An 18888-nucleotide genomic window follows, 5' to 3' on the forward strand; every position below is an offset into this window, starting at 1 on the left:
GAAAAAACCTTATGAGACCACTATCGAGGTTGAACCTTTGAGGATTCTGAAATATCGCTAAAGGATCGCGTATAATTGCCGATAATAAATATGCGACCCAATGAGAGTCTAAAAGGGGCCCCACTCTCTCCCTCTAAAGGGTCGACAGATATTAGTTGTAGTGCTTTTTGTGATGATTTCCCCCATCACTATTTTTTTTAATCCGTTAAATCATTTGGGAAAGTTGGGCCCTCCTAACTTAGATGTGGATCAAGCAACCCGCTCGTAGGGGAGCCTTGGGGCAATTGGTCCCCATTAAAGCATTACCAAAGCAAGTTTCGATTTTGCCATAGGAAGACCATGGGTTCTAACATCGTGTTTTCAAGGCGGCCCAATATCTTGGTAATTTTCTTAGTTGAGTTTTTGTCGGGATTTCATCTTGGTGACGTAATCAGTCATCTGTTTTTTTAAATGGATAATCCATGGGGCATCTTCGTGAACGAATTGAGTTTCCGATATTTTTGTTATTGAGTCTCTCCATATTGGCCATCTTTGATTTCGCCCATTTGAACTGGATATTCGATCGATTTAGGAGCCATTTAGGTTGGTCGTTTTGAGGTCGTATTCATAGTTAAATGAGCATGTAATTTTTCATTGTTCGTCAAAAGTGTTGAGCTTGGACTAGTCTTTGCCAAAAGGGTTCGACGCTGGAAGAAGGAAATGTCGGATGGGGATGCGTCAAGAGTGTAAAAACTATCAGAGCCGTACATATGATACGGGCGATGTTGCGAGGTATTGCGTTTTGGGCCTTGCCCCAGAGGCACCATGGAAGTGTCCAGATAATTGTCCGAAATATGAGCGAAGACTTGCAGATGTTGGTTGGCAACATGGAAAATTGGTTTCGCCGCCTGTGGTTCCTATCGATATCCCGCAAGACGAAGAGCGCGATATCGAGGAGCTCTTAAATCGTGCTGAAGATGTTGTCAATTCCGCAGTCTTTGACACGATGAACGAATTAAAAGAATCGAAGAAACGGCGAGGCCTTTTCCGACGCAAAGATCGCGACTAGGTAAGGTAGCTTATTCGGCGATAAAAGCTCGTCTTTTGTCGTACTGGATGTGTTGTACGCGATGGGCGAACCAAGCCCAATCTGAGGTCTAGCACGTCGCGTTCCATTTCGCTCAATTTATGGATACCTTGGAAATGGCGGTTCGACAAGGTGCTAAATCACCTTATTGAGCGAGAATCCAATAAGGTGATTTAGATCTTTTATTTGGCTGTGGTGTCCGCCTCTTACTACGTTGGGTCTTTGTGGCCCATCTGCCTTGCCAGCTACCTTACTACTCTCCGGTAAAGTTAGGGGGTCGCTTTTCTATGAAGGAGCCAATGGCTTCGTTTAGGTCATTTGAGCGCAGGAAGGCTGAGTTCCAAAGGCCAACCCTGTCAAGGTCTTCAGATAGGTGGTGACCATAAACTGAATTGAGAATATTTTTTGTGCCAGCTGTGGCGAGCGGCGAGTTGGCAGCGATTTTTTTAGCAACCTCAAAGGCTGCTTCAATTACTTCTTCTTTTGTCGGGAGTATCCTATTGATCAAGTTTATCTCTAGGGCTCGGTCGGCTCCAAAGTCCTCAGCCGTTAGTGCGAGCTCATAAAGGTGGCCTCGTGGAATTATCGAGGGAAGCCTTTGCAGAGATCCCAGGTCGGCAACGATAGCGATCTTGGCTTCCCTTATGGAAAAGATTGCATCCGCAGATGCGATTCGGATATCACATGCAGCAATCAAATCGACACCGCCACCGATACAATATCCGCTGATCGCGGCGATTACAGGAATCGAAGTATTTTCTAAGACTGAAAAAGAGTCCTGCAGAGCTTTGACTCTTTCGTACATGATCGAAGCCGATTTAGCTACTGATCCACCAGGTGAATGGAGTATCGACTCTTTTAGATCTAGGCCGACTGTAAAGTCATTTCCACTTGAACTAATTACGATGGCTCTGACTTGGCCATCTTTAACTAACTCTTTGATGGCTAGAGGGAATTCTTCGAAGAATGCAGGATTCATTGCATTTCTTCGCTCTTGACGTGAGAGGATTACGTGACCAATGTGGCCATTGATTTTGTATTCGATACATTGGTTACTAGACATTTCATAATGCTAACATCAACAAATTGTCGGTTTTTTCGATTATCTAGATTTGCCCTACATTGTGGCTCTTGGCCGGGTTAGATCCATTAATTCGGTCTGGAAGGATTGGCTTGCAAATGGGCTGAAGTCGCCGATATTCCTTTGCAAATTTGAAGAACTAGGTTTGACAATCCGTTTGTAGGCGAATTCCAATTGGGATTCTACTATCGTGATAGGAGAAATTATTTTTGAAATTGCGATCGAGGTGACCGTGTCGAGCGAAATTGGCAGCGTCCAAGCATTCGAACTTGAAAACCAGACTGTTTTAGGAGGGGATGGCTCTTGGCTAACCTCTCTTCGGGAGGACGCCCGGAAAAAGGCGATCGAAATTGGCTTTCCAGCTCCCAGCGAGGAGATTTGGCGTTATTCGAGAGTTGAGGATTTGACTTCACTCTCGTTAAGAGTTGGCCTTTCAAAGCCAATAATCAAGCTATTCGATGGAGTTCCACCGCTATTAGATGGCCTAAAAGCATCTCTCGTGGCATCTTCTTCACTGTATCTAGAAGTTGCTCCAGGTTCTTTGGACATCTATGACCGGGCTAAAAACTCTGAGGTTCTCAGTGTCTCTCATATCTCTGATATAACAAAACCTCATTGGGACGAGTATCTATTGATGGACGACTTTTTTTCTGCATACTCCTTGGCGTACTCGCAAGATCATTACGTCATATCGATTGCCGACAATGCGAAGATTGATGAACCGATAGTCATAAGCTACAGGGTGCCTGGTGAGGATGTGGCGTTTTTGCCACGCGTTGTCGTGGTTTTGGGAGATGGATCCCAAGCAAATGTCATTGAGTTCATATCTTCGGAGCCTTCTGTCTCCTTCGTAGGGGCAAACTTTCTTAGTTGCTTAGGGGCAGGCTCCAACCTCTATCACTATCAGATTCAAGACCTTTCTAAAGATGGTTATATCGTTGCCAACTGCTCGGCACGCATTAGCGATCATGCCAAGCTTGAATTTGGCGTTTTTAGCTTTGGCGGTAGCTACGCTCGTGTTCGCGCGGAGAGCCACTTGGATGGAGCCGATGCCAAGGCCTACCTGAAGGCTGCTTATTTTGCAAGCGGTAGCCAGATGCTAGACTTTCGCACTCTCCAGGATCATCATGCTCCAAATACCTTTTCGGAGTTGCTCTTCAAAGGGGCAGTTTCGGAGAATTCGCACTCGGTATACTCTGGTTTAGTCCGCATTGAAGAGGGCGCCTCGCGTTCCGATGCCTTTCAGACAAATCGAAACCTCGTGCTTTCTGAAGGCGCGCGCGCTGATTCGGTGCCAAATTTGGATATCAGAGAGAACAATGTTCGATGTTCGCATGCGTCAGCAGTAGGACCGATCGATCCAGAGATGGTCTTTTATTTGGAATCTCGCGGAATTGACCCAGAACGTGCCAAGCGGATTATCGTTAAGGGGTTTTTCAACGAGATTATGGAGGGGATCGCTTCGTCAGAGGCGGTTGAGGTAATCAATGAATTGGTTGATATCAAATTGAGGGAGACCTTGTAATGCACGATAGTATCGCTCTTGGAACGGTTGAAGAGTTCGAGGTCGGAAAGGCGCGAAGCGTCGAGGTCGGTGGTCATCGAATAGCAATTGTCAGAATAGGCGATGATTTTTATGCCATTGGAGACAAATGCAGCCACGCAGATTATGCATTGAGCGAAGGTGAAGTCTATTCGCAAGAGAAGGAACTGGAGTGCTGGAAGCACGGAAGTACTTTCTCTCTTGTCACAGGCAAGCCCACTACGCTACCTGCAACGCGTGCTGTGCCCGTCTATGACGTTCACGTAGAAGATGGAAAGTTATGGGTGACAATCAAATGACGATAGCTGCCAAGACCTCAGTAGATTCGGTCATGCGCCTTGTGGATCTTCATATTGAGATAGACCACAAAGAGATAGTCAAGGGCGTTGATTTGACTATAAAGGCCGGCGAAGTCCACGCGATAATGGGCCCTAATGGCTCAGGCAAGACGACGCTTGCATCTACCATCATGGGAAAGAATCCATATGTGGTGACCTCTGGCGGGATTTTTTTGAATGATTTGGAACTTACTAATCTTCCGACCTACCAAAGGGCCCGGGCTGGGTTGTTCATGATTGCCCAGTACCCTCCCGAACTGGTGGGCGTGAGCTTTGATGACCTTGCCCGTGAGCTGAATTTGGACGAAGCTAGGTTGGCTGCTAAAGACTTAAGTAAAGAGGCAGTTGCAATTGGTCTTTCGCCAGAGCTTCTTTCGCGAAGTGTAAACGTTGGATTTTCTGGTGGCGAGAAAAAGCGGGCCGAGACCTTTCAGCTGGCTACCTTCGGCGCGAAGATTGCGATCTTGGACGAGCTCGATTCCGGTCTAGATATTGATGCTCTGCGTGACGTCTCTCGCCGTATCGCTTTGATGGTTAAGGAAGAGGGGCTAGGTGTACTTGTCATCACTCATTACTCCCGCCTTCTGCGTGAGCTCGAGCCTGACTTTGTGCACGTCTTTGAAGATGGACACATAAATCGTAGCGGTGGTCCGGAGTTGGCTTTCGAGCTTGAACGAACAGGTTATGGTCCAAAAAAGAGGTGAAATTCCTCTTTGTGGCTGATAAATCCTTCCCTGCGGCAATAATTTCATCAGATTTTAATTTTTTTTAGAGGTTTCTACCTTTAGTGATTTGTGACTTAAGTCACTGGTGTGTATACTGGTTCTCAGTGAAGCGCAAGGAAATTCACAGGCCGTGCGAAAGCAACTTGGGGGAGTTTGGTCAGTGTAGTGGGGATTTCCAGGCGCTTGCTTTTTCTGGATGGGGGAAGTCAAGGAGGCGCATAGCGCCTCCTTCTTCGTTTAATCTTCTATATCTGTATCGTCTTTGTTGGTCGCTTCTGAAATCATTTCTTTTTGCTTTGGACGAAATCTATCCAGGGCGACTGGCTGTCCTCAGAATTTTGATCCCCAAGGGCCATGGCCCTTGGTCAGGGATGTCAGCAGCTAGAGGTATCTCTCTTCGCCATAATTAGCCCGATTTCACTCGGCCTTTGCAACTGGACTCTAGATAAAATGGCAAGTATTTTCGCTTGGGGTTCTAGCGGTAAGATTTTAGGTATTAGATACAGCAGGTAACACATAGGGCACGTGTTTCTAATGATGGGGCAAAGTAGGCGCTTTGGACCAATGCAGTTACCACTTGCCATATTTGAAGGCTCGCTAGAGTTCGAGGTGATTACAGCCTGAACAAATGAAGTTGATTTGAGCACCTCAAGCGTGTGGCTTTTGAAATTGCCTAGTTGGTTATCGTCTAAATTGCGTTATCTTTGGTGGATCATCTTCAACCTATGATCGAGAGCGCTTGGGTCGGACACGATTCAACCGCTTCGATCAATGTTTCGCGAAGTTCTTCGTCTGGTGTATCGTTTAGAACGTAGAGATATCCGTCTTCTCTAACTTCAAAGATTGTTGGCGCAATTCGCATGCAAATTGCATTTGACTGACACTTTTCAAAGTCGACTTCTACTTTCATTGAAAGCTCCTTGGTTGATGTGATCTAAAACCAAAGGTTAGCCTATTTTTCAAAGTGAGAATAGACCTTTGCCGATTTAGAAATTTGACTCTTTGTTAGCTTTCATGAAGATTACTTATAATGTCGGTGGGTTCTTGATAATCTTGGTGCCAGATTTTAGGTTAGGTGAGTGATATGCGGCTGCTGGTTGTTGAGGACGAGGTAAGGCTCGCCGAGGCGTTACGACGTGGCTTGCAGGCTGAGGGTTTCGCAGTCGATATAGCAAATAGTGGAACTGAAGGTTTGCGACTAGCCAAGGAGAGCCCATATGATGTGATCCTTCTTGACATTATGTTGCCCGGGATCAATGGATTTAAGCTATGTGCAATGCTTCGTGAATCTGAGATTTGGTGCCCGATAATGATGCTAACTGCAAAGGATGGAGAACTCGATGAGGCCGAGGCATTAGATACCGGCGCTGACGACTTTTTATCGAAGCCATTTTCTTTTACAGTATTGTTAGCTCGGATTCGGGCCCTGCTGCGGCGGTCATCGCCTTCTCGGCCAGCCCAGTTGAGCGTCGATGATTTGATTCTTGACCCAGCGAGCCATGGAGTGAGCCGTGGTTTGGTGGAGATTGAACTGACATCTCGAGAATTTTCTTTACTCGAGCTTTTGCTTCGGCGAAAAGGCGAGGTGTTGACCAAATCTGAAATCATAGAGCACGTTTGGGACTATGACTTCGAAGGTGACTCAAACATCGTTGAGGTCTATGTCGGATATCTGCGCAAGAAGATCGATGCACCATTTGGAACAAAGACAATTCGAACTATTCGAGGAGCTGGTTATGTCATATCATAATTTGCCTGCTTGGCGCACTTCGATTGGCCTGTTTGTTTGTGTGTTTCGTCTTTGTCGGTGATTTGCGTTCTGGCTTTAAATCACAGTTTACATTCAGGGAGGTTTGCGCTTAAAAGTAGCCCAATGATCCCTGGGCGTTATATCCAGGACAGGTCTCAGGCGTCATCTCACCTAAAGTTCAGCCGATCTTCATCCGTTAGCATCTGTATGGATTCTGTTGCTTATCGTCGCTGGAGCTTTTAGTCAACGCTTTTTTACCGCGGATACGGTTTGCGCTGTGGCTTGATTTAGAGACCTGGAGCTTTGTCTTTGGTGCAGGTCTGACTTTCTGAGCGTGTTGGCGCTTTCTGGATGTTGACTATATTTTTTGTTTTAGATCTTACGTGCCAATGTGTTTTTTTGGTTTAGAGTTGGTTGATTCCGTAGCTGGGATCCATCTCTTTTTTGGGGAGGTCGTAGCTCGGTGGCTCTAGGTTGATTTGTTTTGAAAAGTCATCTAGACGTGTGTGAAAAAGTGGTGTCAAGCTGGCAATGGATCGAAAGATACAAAACGAAGTTAAGGCTAAGACTCGATCCTTTTATAGGTCCGTACGTGCACGGACAACGTTTGCGGCAGTTCTAGTAGTCTCTCTGGCCCTTTTTTTGGCTGGAGTTGTATTACTTCGTAATACGTTAGATGCCTTCGATCAGGCGGCAATGAACTTAGCTCGCACGGAGCTCGGTACTGTATCTATTATGCTCCACAGCAGGGATATTCTTAATCCATTGCCGGCTCCTCGGGGAGATTTGGGAGTTCAAATCATTGATTCCCAGGGACGCGTAGTAGCATCAACTGGAAATTTTAGCGGATTGGGTCCAATCACTAAGATTCCGCCGGCTCAAGGTGCCGTCAACTTGACCTATACGCCTCCATCTTCGAATCTTCATCGCCGTTTTGTTCGTGATTCAAACGGAGTTATAGTAGGTGCTGCAGTTCCGGTTTCAAGCGAGGGACTCAGTATTGTGAAGTTCTCATCGGGAGCTACTCCGGATATAGGACTTCCAGAGCGATCGGAGACTCCAGTTCTTACTACAAAAAAGGAGATAGGTCCTGCCGCTGGGAATCAAAAGCTTGCTAGCGCTAAGGTCTATGTCTTTGTCTGGGCTTCGTTAGCCTCGCGAGAACAGTCAATTAATGCTATTGAGACGTCGCTCTTTGTTGTCTTTCCACTTTTGGTGATACTGGTTGGATTGATCGTTTGGTTTGTTACAGGACTAGCTCTTTCTCCGGTTGAGAAGATCAGAAGTGAAGTTAGCGATATCTCCGGTTCCAATCTGCATCGGCGAGTCTTTGTTCCACAAACAAAAGATGAGATAGCGGCCCTTGCTTTTACGATGAATGCAATGCTCGATCGAATTGAGGTCTCGACTGAGCGTCAACGTCAGTTCGTCTCTGACGCATCTCATGAGCTGAGAAGTCCCATATCGTCGATTCGGGCCGAACTTGAGGTGGCGCTTTTGCATCCAGAAGCCACCGATATACCTCAGTCCTTGAATGCAGCGCTGGATGAAGCTCAGAGAATGCAGCGGATTGTGGCAGATTTGTTGACCTTGGCCAAGCTCGACGAAAAGGTGATTCGACCATCCCTAGAGTCGGTAGATCTAGATGAGATTATCTCCGCAGAGGCGCGACGGGTTCGAATCCACAATCAGAAGATCGTGGATGCCACTAGGGTGAGCGCGGCGCGAGTTAGGGCAGATAGGGATCAAATAATACGTGTCATCCGGAATTTACTCGAAAACGCTGCTCGCCATTCGAGATCTACGATTTCGATTGGTCTAAGAACTATTGATTACCATGGAGAGGCTAGCGTTGAGTTACGCATCGGAGACGATGGGCCGGGCATAGCACCTGAGATGAGAGAGAAAGTCTTCGAGAGGTTTCACAGGGTTGATGAAGATCGCGCGCGAATTAGTGGCGGGTCAGGGCTAGGTCTGTCGATCGTCGCTGCGTTGGTTGAACTTCATCAGGGTACAATTGAAGTATCGGCTGAACCTGCTGAATTAGGGGGAGCGGAGTTTATACTGCATCTTCCTATAGATCCAGACTTTGCTGACCTTGATGTTGAGTCAATTCAGCAAATTCATACGTAGACCATTTATGTTGTAGTAGGTAGTTTTTGCCCTGTGGCTTTTATTGAATCAGCTACAGTCGGTATGAAGATTTTCAGCTAATAGAAATTAGCGAGAAGTGGAATAATGCAAAGAACCTATAGCCGTAGACGTTTTCGACCAAGATATTTTAGAATTTCAATAGTCTTAGTTGGGGCAATTCTCATATCCACCGTAGCGTGGTCTTATGGAACAGCCCTTACTGCCCCTGGTAGTAGTAGCTTGGGGGTAAAGACAGTTGAGTGGATTCGTGGTCACGGTGGAGCTTCGATTGTTCGCTATGCAGAGAACTTCTGGTATAGCCACAACAAGCCACCAGTAGGTGGCAAACCACCAGCCGGGGCGATTGCCAAGGTGACGAAGTCTACGACTACAACTATAGCTAAGGGTCCTGCCCATCTGCCCCCACCTAAATCTTTGGTTCCATTCGTATCTCCGTCTATAGCTGGAGAAGGCGTTTGGCAGCCTCAGGGTAGATTGATCGGCGGGGTGGCTGGTCTTTACACCACGACCATTCGTCCTTCTACGGTCTATACATCCCTAGTGGCTGGAGTGGCATGGATGGATCCGAATTTGCTCTCGTTTACCCTTTTTGCAGGGGCGGCAGAGCCAGGTCATGGACCATGGACCTACATGGCCCCATTTTCCACGACAGAAGAGCAAAGCTTGGTCGCTGCCTTCAACGCGGGCTTTAGAATGCAGGATGCCAAGGGCGGCTGGTATTCTGAGGGTCGTCAGGTCTATCCGTTAGTAAATGGCGCAGCGTCTTTTGTAATCTATAAAAATGGTACTGCCAATGTCGTGCAGTGGGGTAGAGATCAGACGCTAACTTCAGATGTGGCGTCTGTGCGACAGAATCTATCATTGATTGTCGATAATGGGAAAGTTAATCCTGCGGTCTACTCCAATAACTTTCTCATTTGGGGGGCAACTGTTGGGAATGCTGTTTTGGTTTGGCGGTCTGGAGTCGGTGTGACGGCTAACGGAGCGATAATCTATGCAGCAGGAGCGGGTCTTAGTACTGCCAACTTGGCGAACATTCTCATTAGGGCAGGGGCCGTTCGCGCTATGGAGATGGATATCAACTCCACTTGGACCAACTTCTTCTATTTCAATCCATCGACAAATAACGGTCTAGCGTTACCTAGTAATGGATCCCGTCTGGTCTACAATATGCTGCGGCCGCCTGCTCGCTACTTTGAAGGTACCGCTCGAGACTTTATTGCCGCCTTTGCTCGGCCTACGGATGCAAATGGGCATGTAATTCCTCAGACATCGTCATCTACAACCTCAAGCGTGCCAGCTGGTTGAAATTATACCGAGCGAGATAGCTACGTTGGTTGCAATGTAGCTATTTTAGCTCCAGCCTTTCGGCTTTAGCGTGGTTTTACTCGTGAACTATCTGGGTTCTAGTCACGGCTTCGAACCCTCCCTGCCTTTACGGACGTGGCTTCTGGCCCCTATCGTTTGGTTGAGGTTGCCTCACATGCCGTCCATCACGCCACCACGAACATCTGGTCGGGTATCGAGGAATTGATACTGGTAGGTGAGGTTGCTAGTTATTGGCTTGCGCTGGTCTGAGATAAATCAGACAGGGCCCGGTTCGGGGTGCTACTTTGGGCTCTGGCCTTGCGACCGTGAACCTGGGGTGTATGCCTTACGTTGATCTAGCGACCAACGTTTGACGGATTGGAGATGTGCCGACTCGGACTTTTATTTCCGGGCCAATTGGGGTGTATCTGTTGCCAGTAACATTAAATTGACCACCCCAGTAAGCCTTATATTGGAACGTTCAAAACCACCCGGGAGTCATCAAATGCCAAAGGTTAGGCCATCAATGAATTGATTAGAAATTAGGAGCCCAAGGACACAGCTGTCTCGAAATAGCCAAACTTATCGGAGACAAGAGCAAAGTTATCTTAGTCCTTAGCCACCTTTGATTAGCATTTATTTTTAGTTTTTCCAATGAATTTAGGTATTTCAGTTGGTTGGGTGTATTCGGTGGCCATAGACCTTATTTAGGAATGACTAAGCCGCCTAGGGTTAAATGGTCGCATCTATCTCATCTAGAATTTGAGAAAATGTGTTCCAAGCGAGGGTCGCACATTTGATGCGAACTGGGAATTTCACCACACCCTGAAGCGCGGCTAGTTCGCCTAGAGCCCTTAGGTCTTCGTTGGTTTGAATCTCTACTGTTTCATGATCATCTGCAAGAGATAGTAGAGATTTAAAGGTCTTAATTACTCCCCGGGCCTCCTCTAAGGATTTGCCTTTTACGGAGATTGTCATAAGCGAGGCTGAGGAGCGAGAGATCGAACAACCCTGTCCAGCCATTTTTATATCGGCTATCTTGTCACCATCCCAATTTACATAGATGGTAACTTCATCACCACATAGCGGATTGTAACCCTCATTCTTCAGTGCCGGTGGCGATTCCAATGTTCCTGAATTTCTTGGGTTCTTGTAGTGGTCAAGGATGATCTCCCTGTATAGATCCTCTAATCCCTGCATTTCCTTCGTACCTTCATTCAAAATTTATCGATTAAGAGTCTAATCGTCGTATTGCAATGGCCCCTTTTGGGTGATTGCCTTTGGCGGGTGGCTTTTATGATTAGCTAAAGTAGCGCTGTGCTTCGGCAAGCGCCTCTACCAGTGCGTCGACGTCATCTTCGTCGTTGTAGATATGAAATGAGGCTCGAGCCGTTGCTGCTACACCCAATTCACGCATCAATGGCTTTGCACAATGGTGGCCAGCTCGTACGCACACGCCATGGAGGTCGAGTATTTGTGATATGTCGTGGGGGTGCACGTTTTCAAAGCTAAACGAGATGCAGCCGGAGCGCTCCTTGTAGTCTTTTGGACCATAAATCTTGATGGTGTCTCCAAAGCGATCATTGATTTTTTCGAGAGCAATCTTCATTATTGCTCGATCGTGATTAGCGATATTTTGCATACCAAGATTATTCAAGTAGTCAACGGCTGCTCCTAAGCCAATGACTTCAGCGATTGGTGGTGTCCCCGCTTCAAATTTATATGGAAGTTCATTAGGGGTATAGCTTTCAAGGCGTACATCGGCGATCATGTCGCCACCTCCTAAGAAGGGCGGCATCGATTCAAGGGTTTTGAGATTTCCCCATAGCACGCCAACACCTGTTGGTCCGAGCATCTTATGACCAGTGAATGCTACCAAGTCAGCACCAAGCTCTTTTACGTTTAAGGGCATATGTGGCACATATTGAGAGGCATCCCCAACGACAATTGCACCATAACTGTGAGCGACTTGAGCTATCTGACTAAAAGGAGTAATCGTTCCTAGCACGTTTGAGGCGAGAGTGAGCGATACGACTTTGGCGCCATCTAATGTTTGATCTAAGTTATCTAGGATAAGGCGACCTTGTTCATCGTGGTCGATGAATTCTAGTTTTATACCAAGATAAGATGCAAGCATGATCCAGGGAACGTGATTAGCGTGGTGTTCCATTTTGGTTAGGACGACCTTGTCACCTGCGTGCAAGTAACCGTGACCAAGCGAATTGGCAATTAGATTTAGTGATTCGGTTGAGTTCTTTGAGAAGACAATCTCTTTGGATGGATTGGGCGCACCTATAAAGTTACCGATTTTTAGGCGGGCGGCTTCATAGCGGTTTGTCGCCTCTTCAGCTAGAGCGTAAACTCCCCGATGGACGTTGGCGTGTGTGGTGCGGTAGTAGTCGTCCATGGCGTCTAGTACTGACGTGGGTCTTTGTGAAGATGCTCCGGAATCTAAAAAGACAAGCGGCTTATCTCGGTTTTGGGAAAATATGGGGAAATCTTTTTTGATTACCTTTGGATCGAAACTCAATTCATTTAAATTCGGCATCTCCGGTAGAGTCCCCATTTGTGTTATCTCCATCCTTCGTAGCCGCTTATTTCTAGGGTTTCTACGATCTCCATGCCACCACTAGCGATTATCTTTCCATCGATAAGGATGTGAATTTTATCTGGATGTACCTCGTCGAGAAAACGCTGGTAGTGCGTTACTAATAAGGCTCCCAGATTCGGATTGATTGAGCGCACTTCATTGATACCTCTAGATACGACTCTAAGTGCGTCGATATCGAGGCCCGAGTCGGTTTCATCTAATATTGCGAAATCGGGATTCAAAAGGGCAAGCTGGAGGACTTCATTGCGCTTTTTTTCGCCGCCTGAAAATCCTTCGTTTAGATAACGTTCAGCGAAGGACGGGTCCATTCCAAGGCGATCCATCCAATCTAGCATTTCAAAGCGTACTTCAAGGGCCGATACATCTACCCCTCTACGAGCACTCATGGCCTGGCGTAGGAACTGCACTACCGAGACGCCGCTAATGGCTTCAGGATATTGAAATGCTAGGAAGATCCCGGCTTTTCCTCGGGCGTCAGTACTCCATTCGGTGATATCTTCACCGTGGAACAAGATCGACCCCGAGGTTATGCGATACCCTCGGTGACCCAGAAGGGCTGAGGCCAAAGTGGTCTTTCCTGAGCCATTTGGTCCCATGAGCGCGTGAACCTCACCGATGGGTATCGTGAGGTTCACGCCTTTGAGGATTTCTTTGTCATCGTCAGTGCTGACGTGTAGATCGCGAAGTTCGAAGAGAGGGAAAGCCATGTTTTTAAATAATAGTGGCTGTTGGTAGATATTTTCCCTATCTAGATAGTAATAATACCTATGACTCCCACTTCGATACGATATCGCTTAGTTCCGGATCGTTTGGCTCTGGGGTGATACCGTCTTTGTAGGATCCAAAATAGAGGAAACCTATAAGATAATCTGTTTTTGCTAATCCGAGCGCCTCTTTTATGAATGGATCAAAGAGGACATCGCCGCTGCGCCACATCGAACCGTAGCCGAAAGAAGTTGCTGCTAGTAGCATATTTTGTGCGGCTGCGGCACCGGCGCAAATTAACTCTTCATCGGGTAGGACTATCTCTGGGTGTTTTTTGGCAGCGACCGCAATGACTAGGGGTGCTCTTAGGAATTTTGTCTTTTCTTTTGTGATTTGACCTTGAGTTGGTTCGATGCCTAAGGCTAAACTGCGACGAGTCATAGATTCGGCTAAGACTTCTCCGAATTCAAGGCGTGCGTCACCTTCAAAGACGATAAACCAAAAGGGTCTGGTCAATTTGTGATCTGGTGCTGCAGCTCCGGCTCGAAGTATTGTAATCAATTCTGCTTCGCTTGGTCCCGGTGGGTTGAGTTTGCCACTCGATCGTCGATTGAATATTGTTGCTATTGTAGCGTTATTACCGGTCTTCAATGTTTCCTTCTTTAGTAGAAATCGGTGCGTAATTAAGGGCTAATTCGAAAATCAGGGTTGTTTCTATGAGTTAGTTAGGATATACGCCTTATCTTAAGATTTTCGAGCGAATTTTAATTGTTACCTACAATTTTATTACTGTTATTCTTTTGCGACTTTATGTGAATGCGACTATCGAAATTTCATTGGCGAAATTAACCTTTTCGTAAACGACCCGTAACCTTTTGTTCGCTTTGTCAGACTGTGCATGAATTGATAGGGTCATTGGCGGTTTGGGTCAGTAGCCTCTTGAGATCCATTCGTTGAGATTTGGAGCTTCATTTGCGATGGTGGTATTTTCACCGTGACCGGGTAATACTATCGTTGTTCCGTCAAATCTTGCGAATAGCTTTCGTTCGATTGAATTGATTATCTCTTGGAAGTTACCTCCAGGAAAGTGTGTAGCGCCGGGTCCTCCTGGAAATAATGTATCTCCAGAGAAAAGTAGTGGGCTATCTTGAAGGTGAAAGCTTAAGGAGCCTGGAGTGTGGCCTGGAGTGTGAATAACCTCTACCTTGAGTCTTCCGATGGTGATGATAGCTTCATCAATTAATATTTGGTCGTAAGATTTGAGCATGGATGAATCCTGGGCGGAGATGGCAACGTTATACCCCGCATCTCTAAGCGCTGGCACCGCTGCGATATGGTCATCGTGGCCATGGGTCTCTAGAACATTTCGAACGTTATAGGTTTCGCAAAGCTGTTGAAGGTAGTCATCTTCATTTGCTGCATCAATAAGGACTGATTCGCCACTGTCGCGGCATTGCAGAATGTAGACGTTGTTGTCAAGTGGACCTACTACGCATTTGTATAAGTTAAAGGCGGAGTCCTGATAGAGCTTGATAAGGGATGGTGTCATGGCTTTATTCCTGCACTCTTTCAATGTCGATACTTTGGACCATGTGGTAGTGTTTTTATAAATCTAGGTCTCAATTAGCAATTACCACACATTTGTATTGAACTTTGGCTAGATTTGGGTTTTGGTTTGGCATCAAATGGTTTTATAGGAAGCCTACGAATGGGGATGAGATGAATTTCGCATTTTCTGAAGAACAGGAAGAGTTGCGTAAGTCGGTTAGGCGTTTTATGGAAGATAAATCGCCAACTTCTAGCGTCAGAGCGCAGATGGAGACGCAAGAGGGATATGACCGTGAGGTATGGGATATCTTAAATAATCAGCTGGGCCTTTGCAGCTTAGCGATTCCAGAAGAGTTTGGTGGCGCTGGATTTGGCCCACTCGAGTTGACTGTTGTATTCGAGGAGATGGGCAGGGCGCTTTTTTGCGGCCCCTATTTTTCTAGTGTTGCGCTTGGAGCAAATGCGATTCTCCAAAGTGATGATGAGGTGGCAAAGGCCGATCTTCTTCCTTCGATTGCCTCTGGTGAGACCTTGGTAACCTTGGCTATCACCGAAGGGGATGGTCGATGGGATCTGGATGGGATCTCGACGACGGCTACAGCTATCGACTCGTCTTGGGTTATCAATGGCGAGAAGCGTTATGTGATTGATGGCAGCATCGCCGACAAGATAATTGTTGTGGCTCGCACCACCGATGGCATTTCAATGCTTGTTGTAGAGTCCGATGCCCCCAACATGACTATAACTCCCATCGTGACCTTGGATTCAACCCGAAAGATGGCCACAATAGAGTTCAATGGTACTCCAGCGCGGTTGATTGGCACTCAAGGTGCATCTGCTAGAGCAATTGAAACAACTCTCGATCTAGCTGGAGTCGCTTTGGCGGCCGAGCAGGTTGGAGGTGCCTCACGTTGTTTGGAGATGGCTGTGGATTACGCTAAATCCAGAATCCAATTTGGGCGACCGATTGGAAGTTTCCAGGCGATAAAGCATAAGTGTGCTGATGTACTTCTCGAGGTTGAATCAGCAAAGTCGGCAGCCTATTACGCAGCGTGGGCGGCGAGTGAGCAAAATGAAGAGTTTGAGATTTCAGCTCCCTTGGCGAAGGCATTCTGTTCAGATGCCTATTTCAAAGCTGCCGCTGAGAATATCCAGATTCACGGTGGAATTGGCTTCACATGGGAGCACGACGCACATCTTTATTTCAAGCGCGCAAAGGCTTCCCAGTTGCTATTTGGGGATTCTTCCTATCATCGTGAACGTCTCGCACAAAAGATAGGTCTTTAGTCCGCTTTTTGCTTGGACTAATCGGTGAGATGGTGATCTACTGGCGGGACCCTTTTGTGTGGCCCGCCAAGATCTTGGTATTTAGCAGATGATTTATCTATTTAGATTTTTGATAGATTTGCCATAGAAGTTATTTCTGATATGAAAATTTTTTGATATTGGAATTGATAAATCTTGCTAAGTCAAAAGTTGGAGGTGCTACATGGATGAAAGCCATGGCCATTATCAGAGTCTCTCGAGGGATCTTTCACTTCCGGCAAAGGAGTTGCGGGCACTTACACCAGATGTATGGAAGGGCTTCGCTGATCTCTCTCGAGCTGCGATGGCAGAGGGAGAGTTGCCAGCTAAATACAAGGAGTTGATCGCTCTCTCTATCGCGATTGCCCGCGAATGTGACGGTTGTATCTCCTCGCATGCGCGAGGGGCCGCACGAAAGGGCGTGACCCCTCAAGAGGTCGCCGAGATGGTTGGAGTTACGATTCTAATGCTAGGGGGTCCGGGTACTGTTTATGGCCCTCGAGCTTGGCAAGCTTTTAATGAGTTTTACACTCCCCAGGTTGATGAAGGTTAATGGACGATACGCGGAATTTCCATCGGGGTTATACTTCAACTTCTAACATGCGACGATATCGGTCGTCTTCTTCGGGTATGAATTCAGGCTTGACTCTGTGATTATTGAGATTCCATCGGGTGGAAAACGCCTGAATGTATCGGTGGTAGAGGATTCTAAGTCCAAAATGGACAATCTTCCTCCCCCAAAGGCACTGATTTTAGCCTATGGTGCTCCCACCGCTCCACGAGTTTCCGGAGTCGAGGTCGACTTCTATCTGGATAACTTTCAGCAACGTCTAGTTACATCATCGGGGTGTATGGTGGCGGTAGTTAATTTGTCCGGTGTGGGTGGTTCTCAGGGTGCTTTCTCGCCTTTGACGTGGCGCCAGGACCTCGTGAATACTGTTTCATATTTTCGAGATGAAATGCACGTAGATCGTGTATTTATGGTTGGCTTTGAGTTGGCTACGATTCCAGTTTTGGCCGCCGCGGCCGAGATCCGTGACCTGCAAGGTGTCGTCACAGTGTCCACTATTCCGACCGTTCCTCCCTATGGCCTTTCCGTCTATGAATTGGCCGATCAACTTGAGAGTCTCGGGGTTGGTGTGCCTGGATCAATAGAGATGATCAAAAGCTGGGAGAATGAATTTCATGCGATTGATCCCAGCTTGAGCGTGCAGAGCCTATCTACCATTCCTTGGTTGATTATTCAAGGTGGTGACGACAATGCGATAGACGCCAACGACCTACGCAAGCTGGTTGAGGATGTGGCAGGTCACGGTGAGCTACACTTCATCTCAGCCGGTGGCGAAAGTCTAAGAGCAGACCCACGACTGTTGGCCCTTGTGGTTGGTTGGATCGCACGAATAGATGAGTAGTTAACCATTTTGGACTAAGCGACAAACCGGACTCCTACCAATATTGGTCGATAGCGTCCCTTAGTTTTTTTGCTGAAAGAAATGCATCTTTTGCTTGAGTGATATATCGCACTACGACAAAGTGGGAGATACCCAAAGGACTTAACTCGTGGATTTTTTCCGGTGTTATCCCACCTGTGATAAAAACCGGTCGCGGGGATGTCTTTATGGCATATTGCGCATAGTCCACTCCAACGGGATCTCTCAATGGTTTTGTGGGAGTTTTTTCGATGGGGCCAGCTGAGATGTATGCTATCTCTTCGTCGAGCGACCTTTGGCACTCGGCTACTGAATGGGTTGACCTGCCTATGGCTGTTTCAGGCCCTAAGATTGTCCGCGCTTGGGTAGGGGATATGTCACCTTGACCTAGGTGAACTCCATCTGAGGCTACTATCTTGGCAATATCTACACGATCGTTGATAAAAAATGGAATGTCGTTCCTCTTTAATATCTCCTTTAAGGCTAAGGCGGTCTCAATGATTGGCTGAGCTTCAGCATTTTTTTCGCGCAGCTGTACTACATCAACCCCACCGTCGATGGCGGCACGCACAACGTCGCGGACTTGCTCTGAGATCCCAATGCACAGATATAGCCGTCTATCGGAATAGTCAAACTTCATCGGTCTTCGCCTTCTTGGCCAGCTTCATCTCTTGCTTGAATTGGCGCACACTAGCAAATGTCGCATCATCGATAATGTCCGCGACGCTTATAGTGGTACCTTCTTCTCCGAATGGTTGACATACTTCCTGCCAGCCATCTATCTTTATTCCAACCTGTTTGCCTAGGAGTGCTATGAAGATCTTGGTCTTATCGATCCCAAAGCCAGGGAGGTCGCAGATGCGTTTGAAGAGGTCGCTTGGAGAAGTTGCGTTATTCCAAATTGCTCCTGCGTCGTTATTGTAATCAACGGCAACTAGCCTTGCCACCTCTGCGACTCGCTTAGCCATTGCTGATGGGAACCGATGTAGCGCGGGCTTGATTGAAAATATTTCTTGAAGCTTTTCGGGATCCATGGTGGCAATATATTGCGCATCGAGAGGTTGCCCGAGTCGATTTTGAAGGAGGTACGGTGCCGAGAAGGCCCGCTCCATTGGTATTTGTTGATCTAAAACCATACCAATGAGTAGCGCTAGCGGGGATTGATCCAGTAATAAATTGGCATTTTCTTCTGCTGCAATATAAAAAGGCATATGGTTCCTTGTGAGAAGGTCTCGACTGGTTAGGTTGTTGTTTTATAAGTTAGTTGCTCACTGGATCACAAAGACTTGCTCTTCGCATAAATCTTTAGTCAGGTAACTCCGGT

The 18888-nt window shown here is 47.0% G+C and carries 19 protein-coding genes; 10 read left to right on the plus strand and 9 right to left on the minus strand.

Features of this window, described 5'->3' with window-relative positions; all coding sequences use genetic code 11:
* Positions 1-712: 712 nt before the first annotated feature.
* The gene (locus tag ACIDITHRIX25_RS000000102635) at positions 713-1048 is read left to right on the plus strand and encodes a hypothetical protein (protein ID WP_201732119.1); all 336 of its coding nucleotides are present in this window, start codon (positions 713-715) and stop codon (positions 1046-1048) included.
* A 271-nt stretch (positions 1049-1319) separates the two neighbouring features.
* On the opposite strand, the gene ACIDITHRIX25_RS000000102640 is transcribed toward ACIDITHRIX25_RS000000102635, so the two are convergent.
* Positions 1320-2129, minus strand: a complete 810-nt coding sequence (locus ACIDITHRIX25_RS000000102640) for an enoyl-CoA hydratase-related protein (protein ID WP_052605070.1) — start codon at positions 2127-2129, stop codon at positions 1320-1322.
* A 208-nt stretch (positions 2130-2337) separates the two neighbouring features.
* Between ACIDITHRIX25_RS000000102640 and sufD the strand changes: the two genes are divergently transcribed.
* The 3 genes from sufD to sufC (ACIDITHRIX25_RS000000102655) are packed head-to-tail and all read left to right on the plus strand — an operon-like array spanning position 2338 to position 4732.
* On the plus strand, positions 2338-3672 hold the full coding sequence (gene sufD / locus ACIDITHRIX25_RS000000102645; protein WP_201732120.1) for a Fe-S cluster assembly protein SufD: 1335 nt from the start codon (positions 2338-2340) through the stop codon (positions 3670-3672).
* Positions 3672-3989 (plus strand): non-heme iron oxygenase ferredoxin subunit, encoded by a 318-nt coding sequence (locus ACIDITHRIX25_RS000000102650; protein WP_052605068.1) that lies wholly within the window; start codon positions 3672-3674, stop codon positions 3987-3989. The genes sufD and ACIDITHRIX25_RS000000102650 overlap by 1 nt, the downstream gene beginning before the upstream one ends.
* Positions 3971-4732: a Fe-S cluster assembly ATPase SufC gene (gene sufC / locus ACIDITHRIX25_RS000000102655; RefSeq protein WP_235347673.1), complete on the plus strand. Its 762-nt coding sequence runs from the start codon at positions 3971-3973 to the stop codon at positions 4730-4732. Before ACIDITHRIX25_RS000000102650 ends, sufC (ACIDITHRIX25_RS000000102655) begins: the two co-directional genes overlap by 19 nt.
* A gap of 739 nt (positions 4733-5471) precedes the next feature.
* Here sufC (ACIDITHRIX25_RS000000102655) and ACIDITHRIX25_RS000000102660 read toward each other — a convergent pair.
* The gene (locus ACIDITHRIX25_RS000000102660; protein WP_052605067.1) at positions 5472-5663 is read right to left on the minus strand and encodes a ferredoxin; all 192 of its coding nucleotides are present in this window, start codon (positions 5661-5663) and stop codon (positions 5472-5474) included.
* A 174-nt stretch (positions 5664-5837) separates the two neighbouring features.
* Here ACIDITHRIX25_RS000000102660 and ACIDITHRIX25_RS000000102665 point away from each other — a divergent pair, with 174 nt between their 5' ends.
* The 3 genes from ACIDITHRIX25_RS000000102665 to ACIDITHRIX25_RS000000102675 all read left to right on the plus strand — a co-directional run bounded on the left by ACIDITHRIX25_RS000000102665 (position 5838) and on the right by ACIDITHRIX25_RS000000102675 (position 9965).
* Positions 5838-6503 (plus strand): response regulator transcription factor, encoded by a 666-nt coding sequence (locus ACIDITHRIX25_RS000000102665; protein ID WP_052605066.1) that lies wholly within the window; start codon positions 5838-5840, stop codon positions 6501-6503.
* 531 nt (positions 6504-7034) lie between these two features.
* Positions 7035-8636 carry a sensor histidine kinase gene (locus ACIDITHRIX25_RS000000102670; RefSeq protein ID WP_201732121.1) on the plus strand — a complete coding sequence of 534 codons (1602 nt, stop codon included), beginning with the start codon at positions 7035-7037 and terminating at the stop codon, positions 8634-8636.
* Between the two features lie 105 nt (positions 8637-8741).
* Entirely contained in the window at positions 8742-9965 is a 1224-nt protein-coding gene (locus ACIDITHRIX25_RS000000102675; RefSeq protein ID WP_052605064.1) for a phosphodiester glycosidase family protein, read from the plus strand.
* A 732-nt stretch (positions 9966-10697) separates the two neighbouring features.
* Here the strand turns inward: ACIDITHRIX25_RS000000102675 and sufU are convergent.
* The 5 genes from sufU to ACIDITHRIX25_RS000000102700 all read right to left on the minus strand — a co-directional run bounded on the left by sufU (position 10698) and on the right by ACIDITHRIX25_RS000000102700 (position 14830).
* Entirely contained in the window at positions 10698-11165 is a 468-nt protein-coding gene (gene sufU, locus ACIDITHRIX25_RS000000102680; RefSeq protein ID WP_052605063.1) for a Fe-S cluster assembly sulfur transfer protein SufU, read from the minus strand.
* 100 nt (positions 11166-11265) lie between these two features.
* Positions 11266-12531, minus strand: a complete 1266-nt coding sequence (locus ACIDITHRIX25_RS000000102685; RefSeq protein WP_235347671.1) for an aminotransferase class V-fold PLP-dependent enzyme — start codon at positions 12529-12531, stop codon at positions 11266-11268.
* A gap of 5 nt (positions 12532-12536) precedes the next feature.
* A complete protein-coding gene (sufC, locus tag ACIDITHRIX25_RS000000102690) occupies positions 12537-13283 on the minus strand; it encodes a Fe-S cluster assembly ATPase SufC (protein WP_052605062.1) in 747 nt (248 codons plus the stop codon).
* A 58-nt stretch (positions 13284-13341) separates the two neighbouring features.
* On the minus strand, positions 13342-13932 hold the full coding sequence (locus tag ACIDITHRIX25_RS000000102695; RefSeq protein WP_201732122.1) for a nitroreductase family protein: 591 nt from the start codon (positions 13930-13932) through the stop codon (positions 13342-13344).
* Positions 13933-14209: 277 nt separating this feature from the next.
* Positions 14210-14830, minus strand: a complete 621-nt coding sequence (locus ACIDITHRIX25_RS000000102700; RefSeq protein ID WP_052605060.1) for an MBL fold metallo-hydrolase — start codon at positions 14828-14830, stop codon at positions 14210-14212.
* A gap of 170 nt (positions 14831-15000) precedes the next feature.
* Between ACIDITHRIX25_RS000000102700 and ACIDITHRIX25_RS000000102705 the strand changes: the two genes are divergently transcribed.
* The 3 genes from ACIDITHRIX25_RS000000102705 (at position 15001) to ACIDITHRIX25_RS000000102715 (ending at position 17546) form a co-directional block, all read left to right on the plus strand.
* Positions 15001-16116 carry an acyl-CoA dehydrogenase family protein gene (locus ACIDITHRIX25_RS000000102705; protein ID WP_052605059.1) on the plus strand — a complete coding sequence of 372 codons (1116 nt, stop codon included), beginning with the start codon at positions 15001-15003 and terminating at the stop codon, positions 16114-16116.
* 202 nt (positions 16117-16318) lie between these two features.
* Positions 16319-16687 carry a carboxymuconolactone decarboxylase family protein gene (locus tag ACIDITHRIX25_RS000000102710; protein WP_201732123.1) on the plus strand — a complete coding sequence of 123 codons (369 nt, stop codon included), beginning with the start codon at positions 16319-16321 and terminating at the stop codon, positions 16685-16687.
* A 97-nt stretch (positions 16688-16784) separates the two neighbouring features.
* Positions 16785-17546 carry a hypothetical protein gene (locus tag ACIDITHRIX25_RS000000102715; protein WP_201732124.1) on the plus strand — a complete coding sequence of 254 codons (762 nt, stop codon included), beginning with the start codon at positions 16785-16787 and terminating at the stop codon, positions 17544-17546.
* A gap of 34 nt (positions 17547-17580) precedes the next feature.
* Here the strand turns inward: ACIDITHRIX25_RS000000102715 and thiE are convergent, their stop codons facing one another.
* Both thiE and ACIDITHRIX25_RS000000102725 read right to left on the minus strand, forming a co-directional pair.
* Positions 17581-18204 (minus strand): thiamine phosphate synthase, encoded by a 624-nt coding sequence (gene thiE, locus ACIDITHRIX25_RS000000102720; RefSeq protein ID WP_201732125.1) that lies wholly within the window; start codon positions 18202-18204, stop codon positions 17581-17583.
* Entirely contained in the window at positions 18194-18775 is a 582-nt protein-coding gene (locus ACIDITHRIX25_RS000000102725) for an HhH-GPD-type base excision DNA repair protein (RefSeq protein ID WP_201732126.1), read from the minus strand. The genes thiE and ACIDITHRIX25_RS000000102725 overlap by 11 nt, the downstream gene beginning before the upstream one ends.
* Between the last annotated feature and the right edge of the window lie 113 nt (positions 18776-18888).

The organism is Acidithrix sp. C25 (assembly GCF_904848545.2).

What these genes read in the sequence shown, in the direction of transcription:
- ACIDITHRIX25_RS000000102635 (WP_201732119.1), top strand. Translation starts at nt 713, where the DNA reads ATGCGTCAAGAGTGTAAAAACTATCAGAGCCGTACATATGATACGGGC.
- ACIDITHRIX25_RS000000102640 (WP_052605070.1), bottom strand. Translation starts at nt 2,129, where the DNA reads ATGTCTAGTAACCAATGTATCGAATACAAAATCAATGGCCACATTGGT.
- ACIDITHRIX25_RS000000102650 (WP_052605068.1), top strand. Translation starts at nt 3,672, where the DNA reads ATGCACGATAGTATCGCTCTTGGAACGGTTGAAGAGTTCGAGGTCGGA.
- sufC (WP_235347673.1), top strand. Translation starts at nt 3,971, where the DNA reads ATGGGTGACAATCAAATGACGATAGCTGCCAAGACCTCAGTAGATTCG.
- ACIDITHRIX25_RS000000102660 (WP_052605067.1), bottom strand. Translation starts at nt 5,663, where the DNA reads ATGAAAGTAGAAGTCGACTTTGAAAAGTGTCAGTCAAATGCAATTTGC.
- ACIDITHRIX25_RS000000102665 (WP_052605066.1), top strand. Translation starts at nt 5,838, where the DNA reads ATGCGGCTGCTGGTTGTTGAGGACGAGGTAAGGCTCGCCGAGGCGTTA.
- ACIDITHRIX25_RS000000102670 (WP_201732121.1), top strand. Translation starts at nt 7,035, where the DNA reads ATGGATCGAAAGATACAAAACGAAGTTAAGGCTAAGACTCGATCCTTT.
- ACIDITHRIX25_RS000000102675 (WP_052605064.1), top strand. Translation starts at nt 8,742, where the DNA reads ATGCAAAGAACCTATAGCCGTAGACGTTTTCGACCAAGATATTTTAGA.
- sufU (WP_052605063.1), bottom strand. Translation starts at nt 11,165, where the DNA reads ATGCAGGGATTAGAGGATCTATACAGGGAGATCATCCTTGACCACTAC.
- ACIDITHRIX25_RS000000102685 (WP_235347671.1), bottom strand. Translation starts at nt 12,531, where the DNA reads ATGGGGACTCTACCGGAGATGCCGAATTTAAATGAATTGAGTTTCGAT.
- sufC (WP_052605062.1), bottom strand. Translation starts at nt 13,283, where the DNA reads ATGGCTTTCCCTCTCTTCGAACTTCGCGATCTACACGTCAGCACTGAC.
- ACIDITHRIX25_RS000000102700 (WP_052605060.1), bottom strand. Translation starts at nt 14,830, where the DNA reads ATGACACCATCCCTTATCAAGCTCTATCAGGACTCCGCCTTTAACTTA.
- ACIDITHRIX25_RS000000102705 (WP_052605059.1), top strand. Translation starts at nt 15,001, where the DNA reads ATGAATTTCGCATTTTCTGAAGAACAGGAAGAGTTGCGTAAGTCGGTT.
- ACIDITHRIX25_RS000000102710 (WP_201732123.1), top strand. Translation starts at nt 16,319, where the DNA reads ATGGATGAAAGCCATGGCCATTATCAGAGTCTCTCGAGGGATCTTTCA.
- thiE (WP_201732125.1), bottom strand. Translation starts at nt 18,204, where the DNA reads ATGAAGTTTGACTATTCCGATAGACGGCTATATCTGTGCATTGGGATC.
- ACIDITHRIX25_RS000000102725 (WP_201732126.1), bottom strand. Translation starts at nt 18,775, where the DNA reads ATGCCTTTTTATATTGCAGCAGAAGAAAATGCCAATTTATTACTGGAT.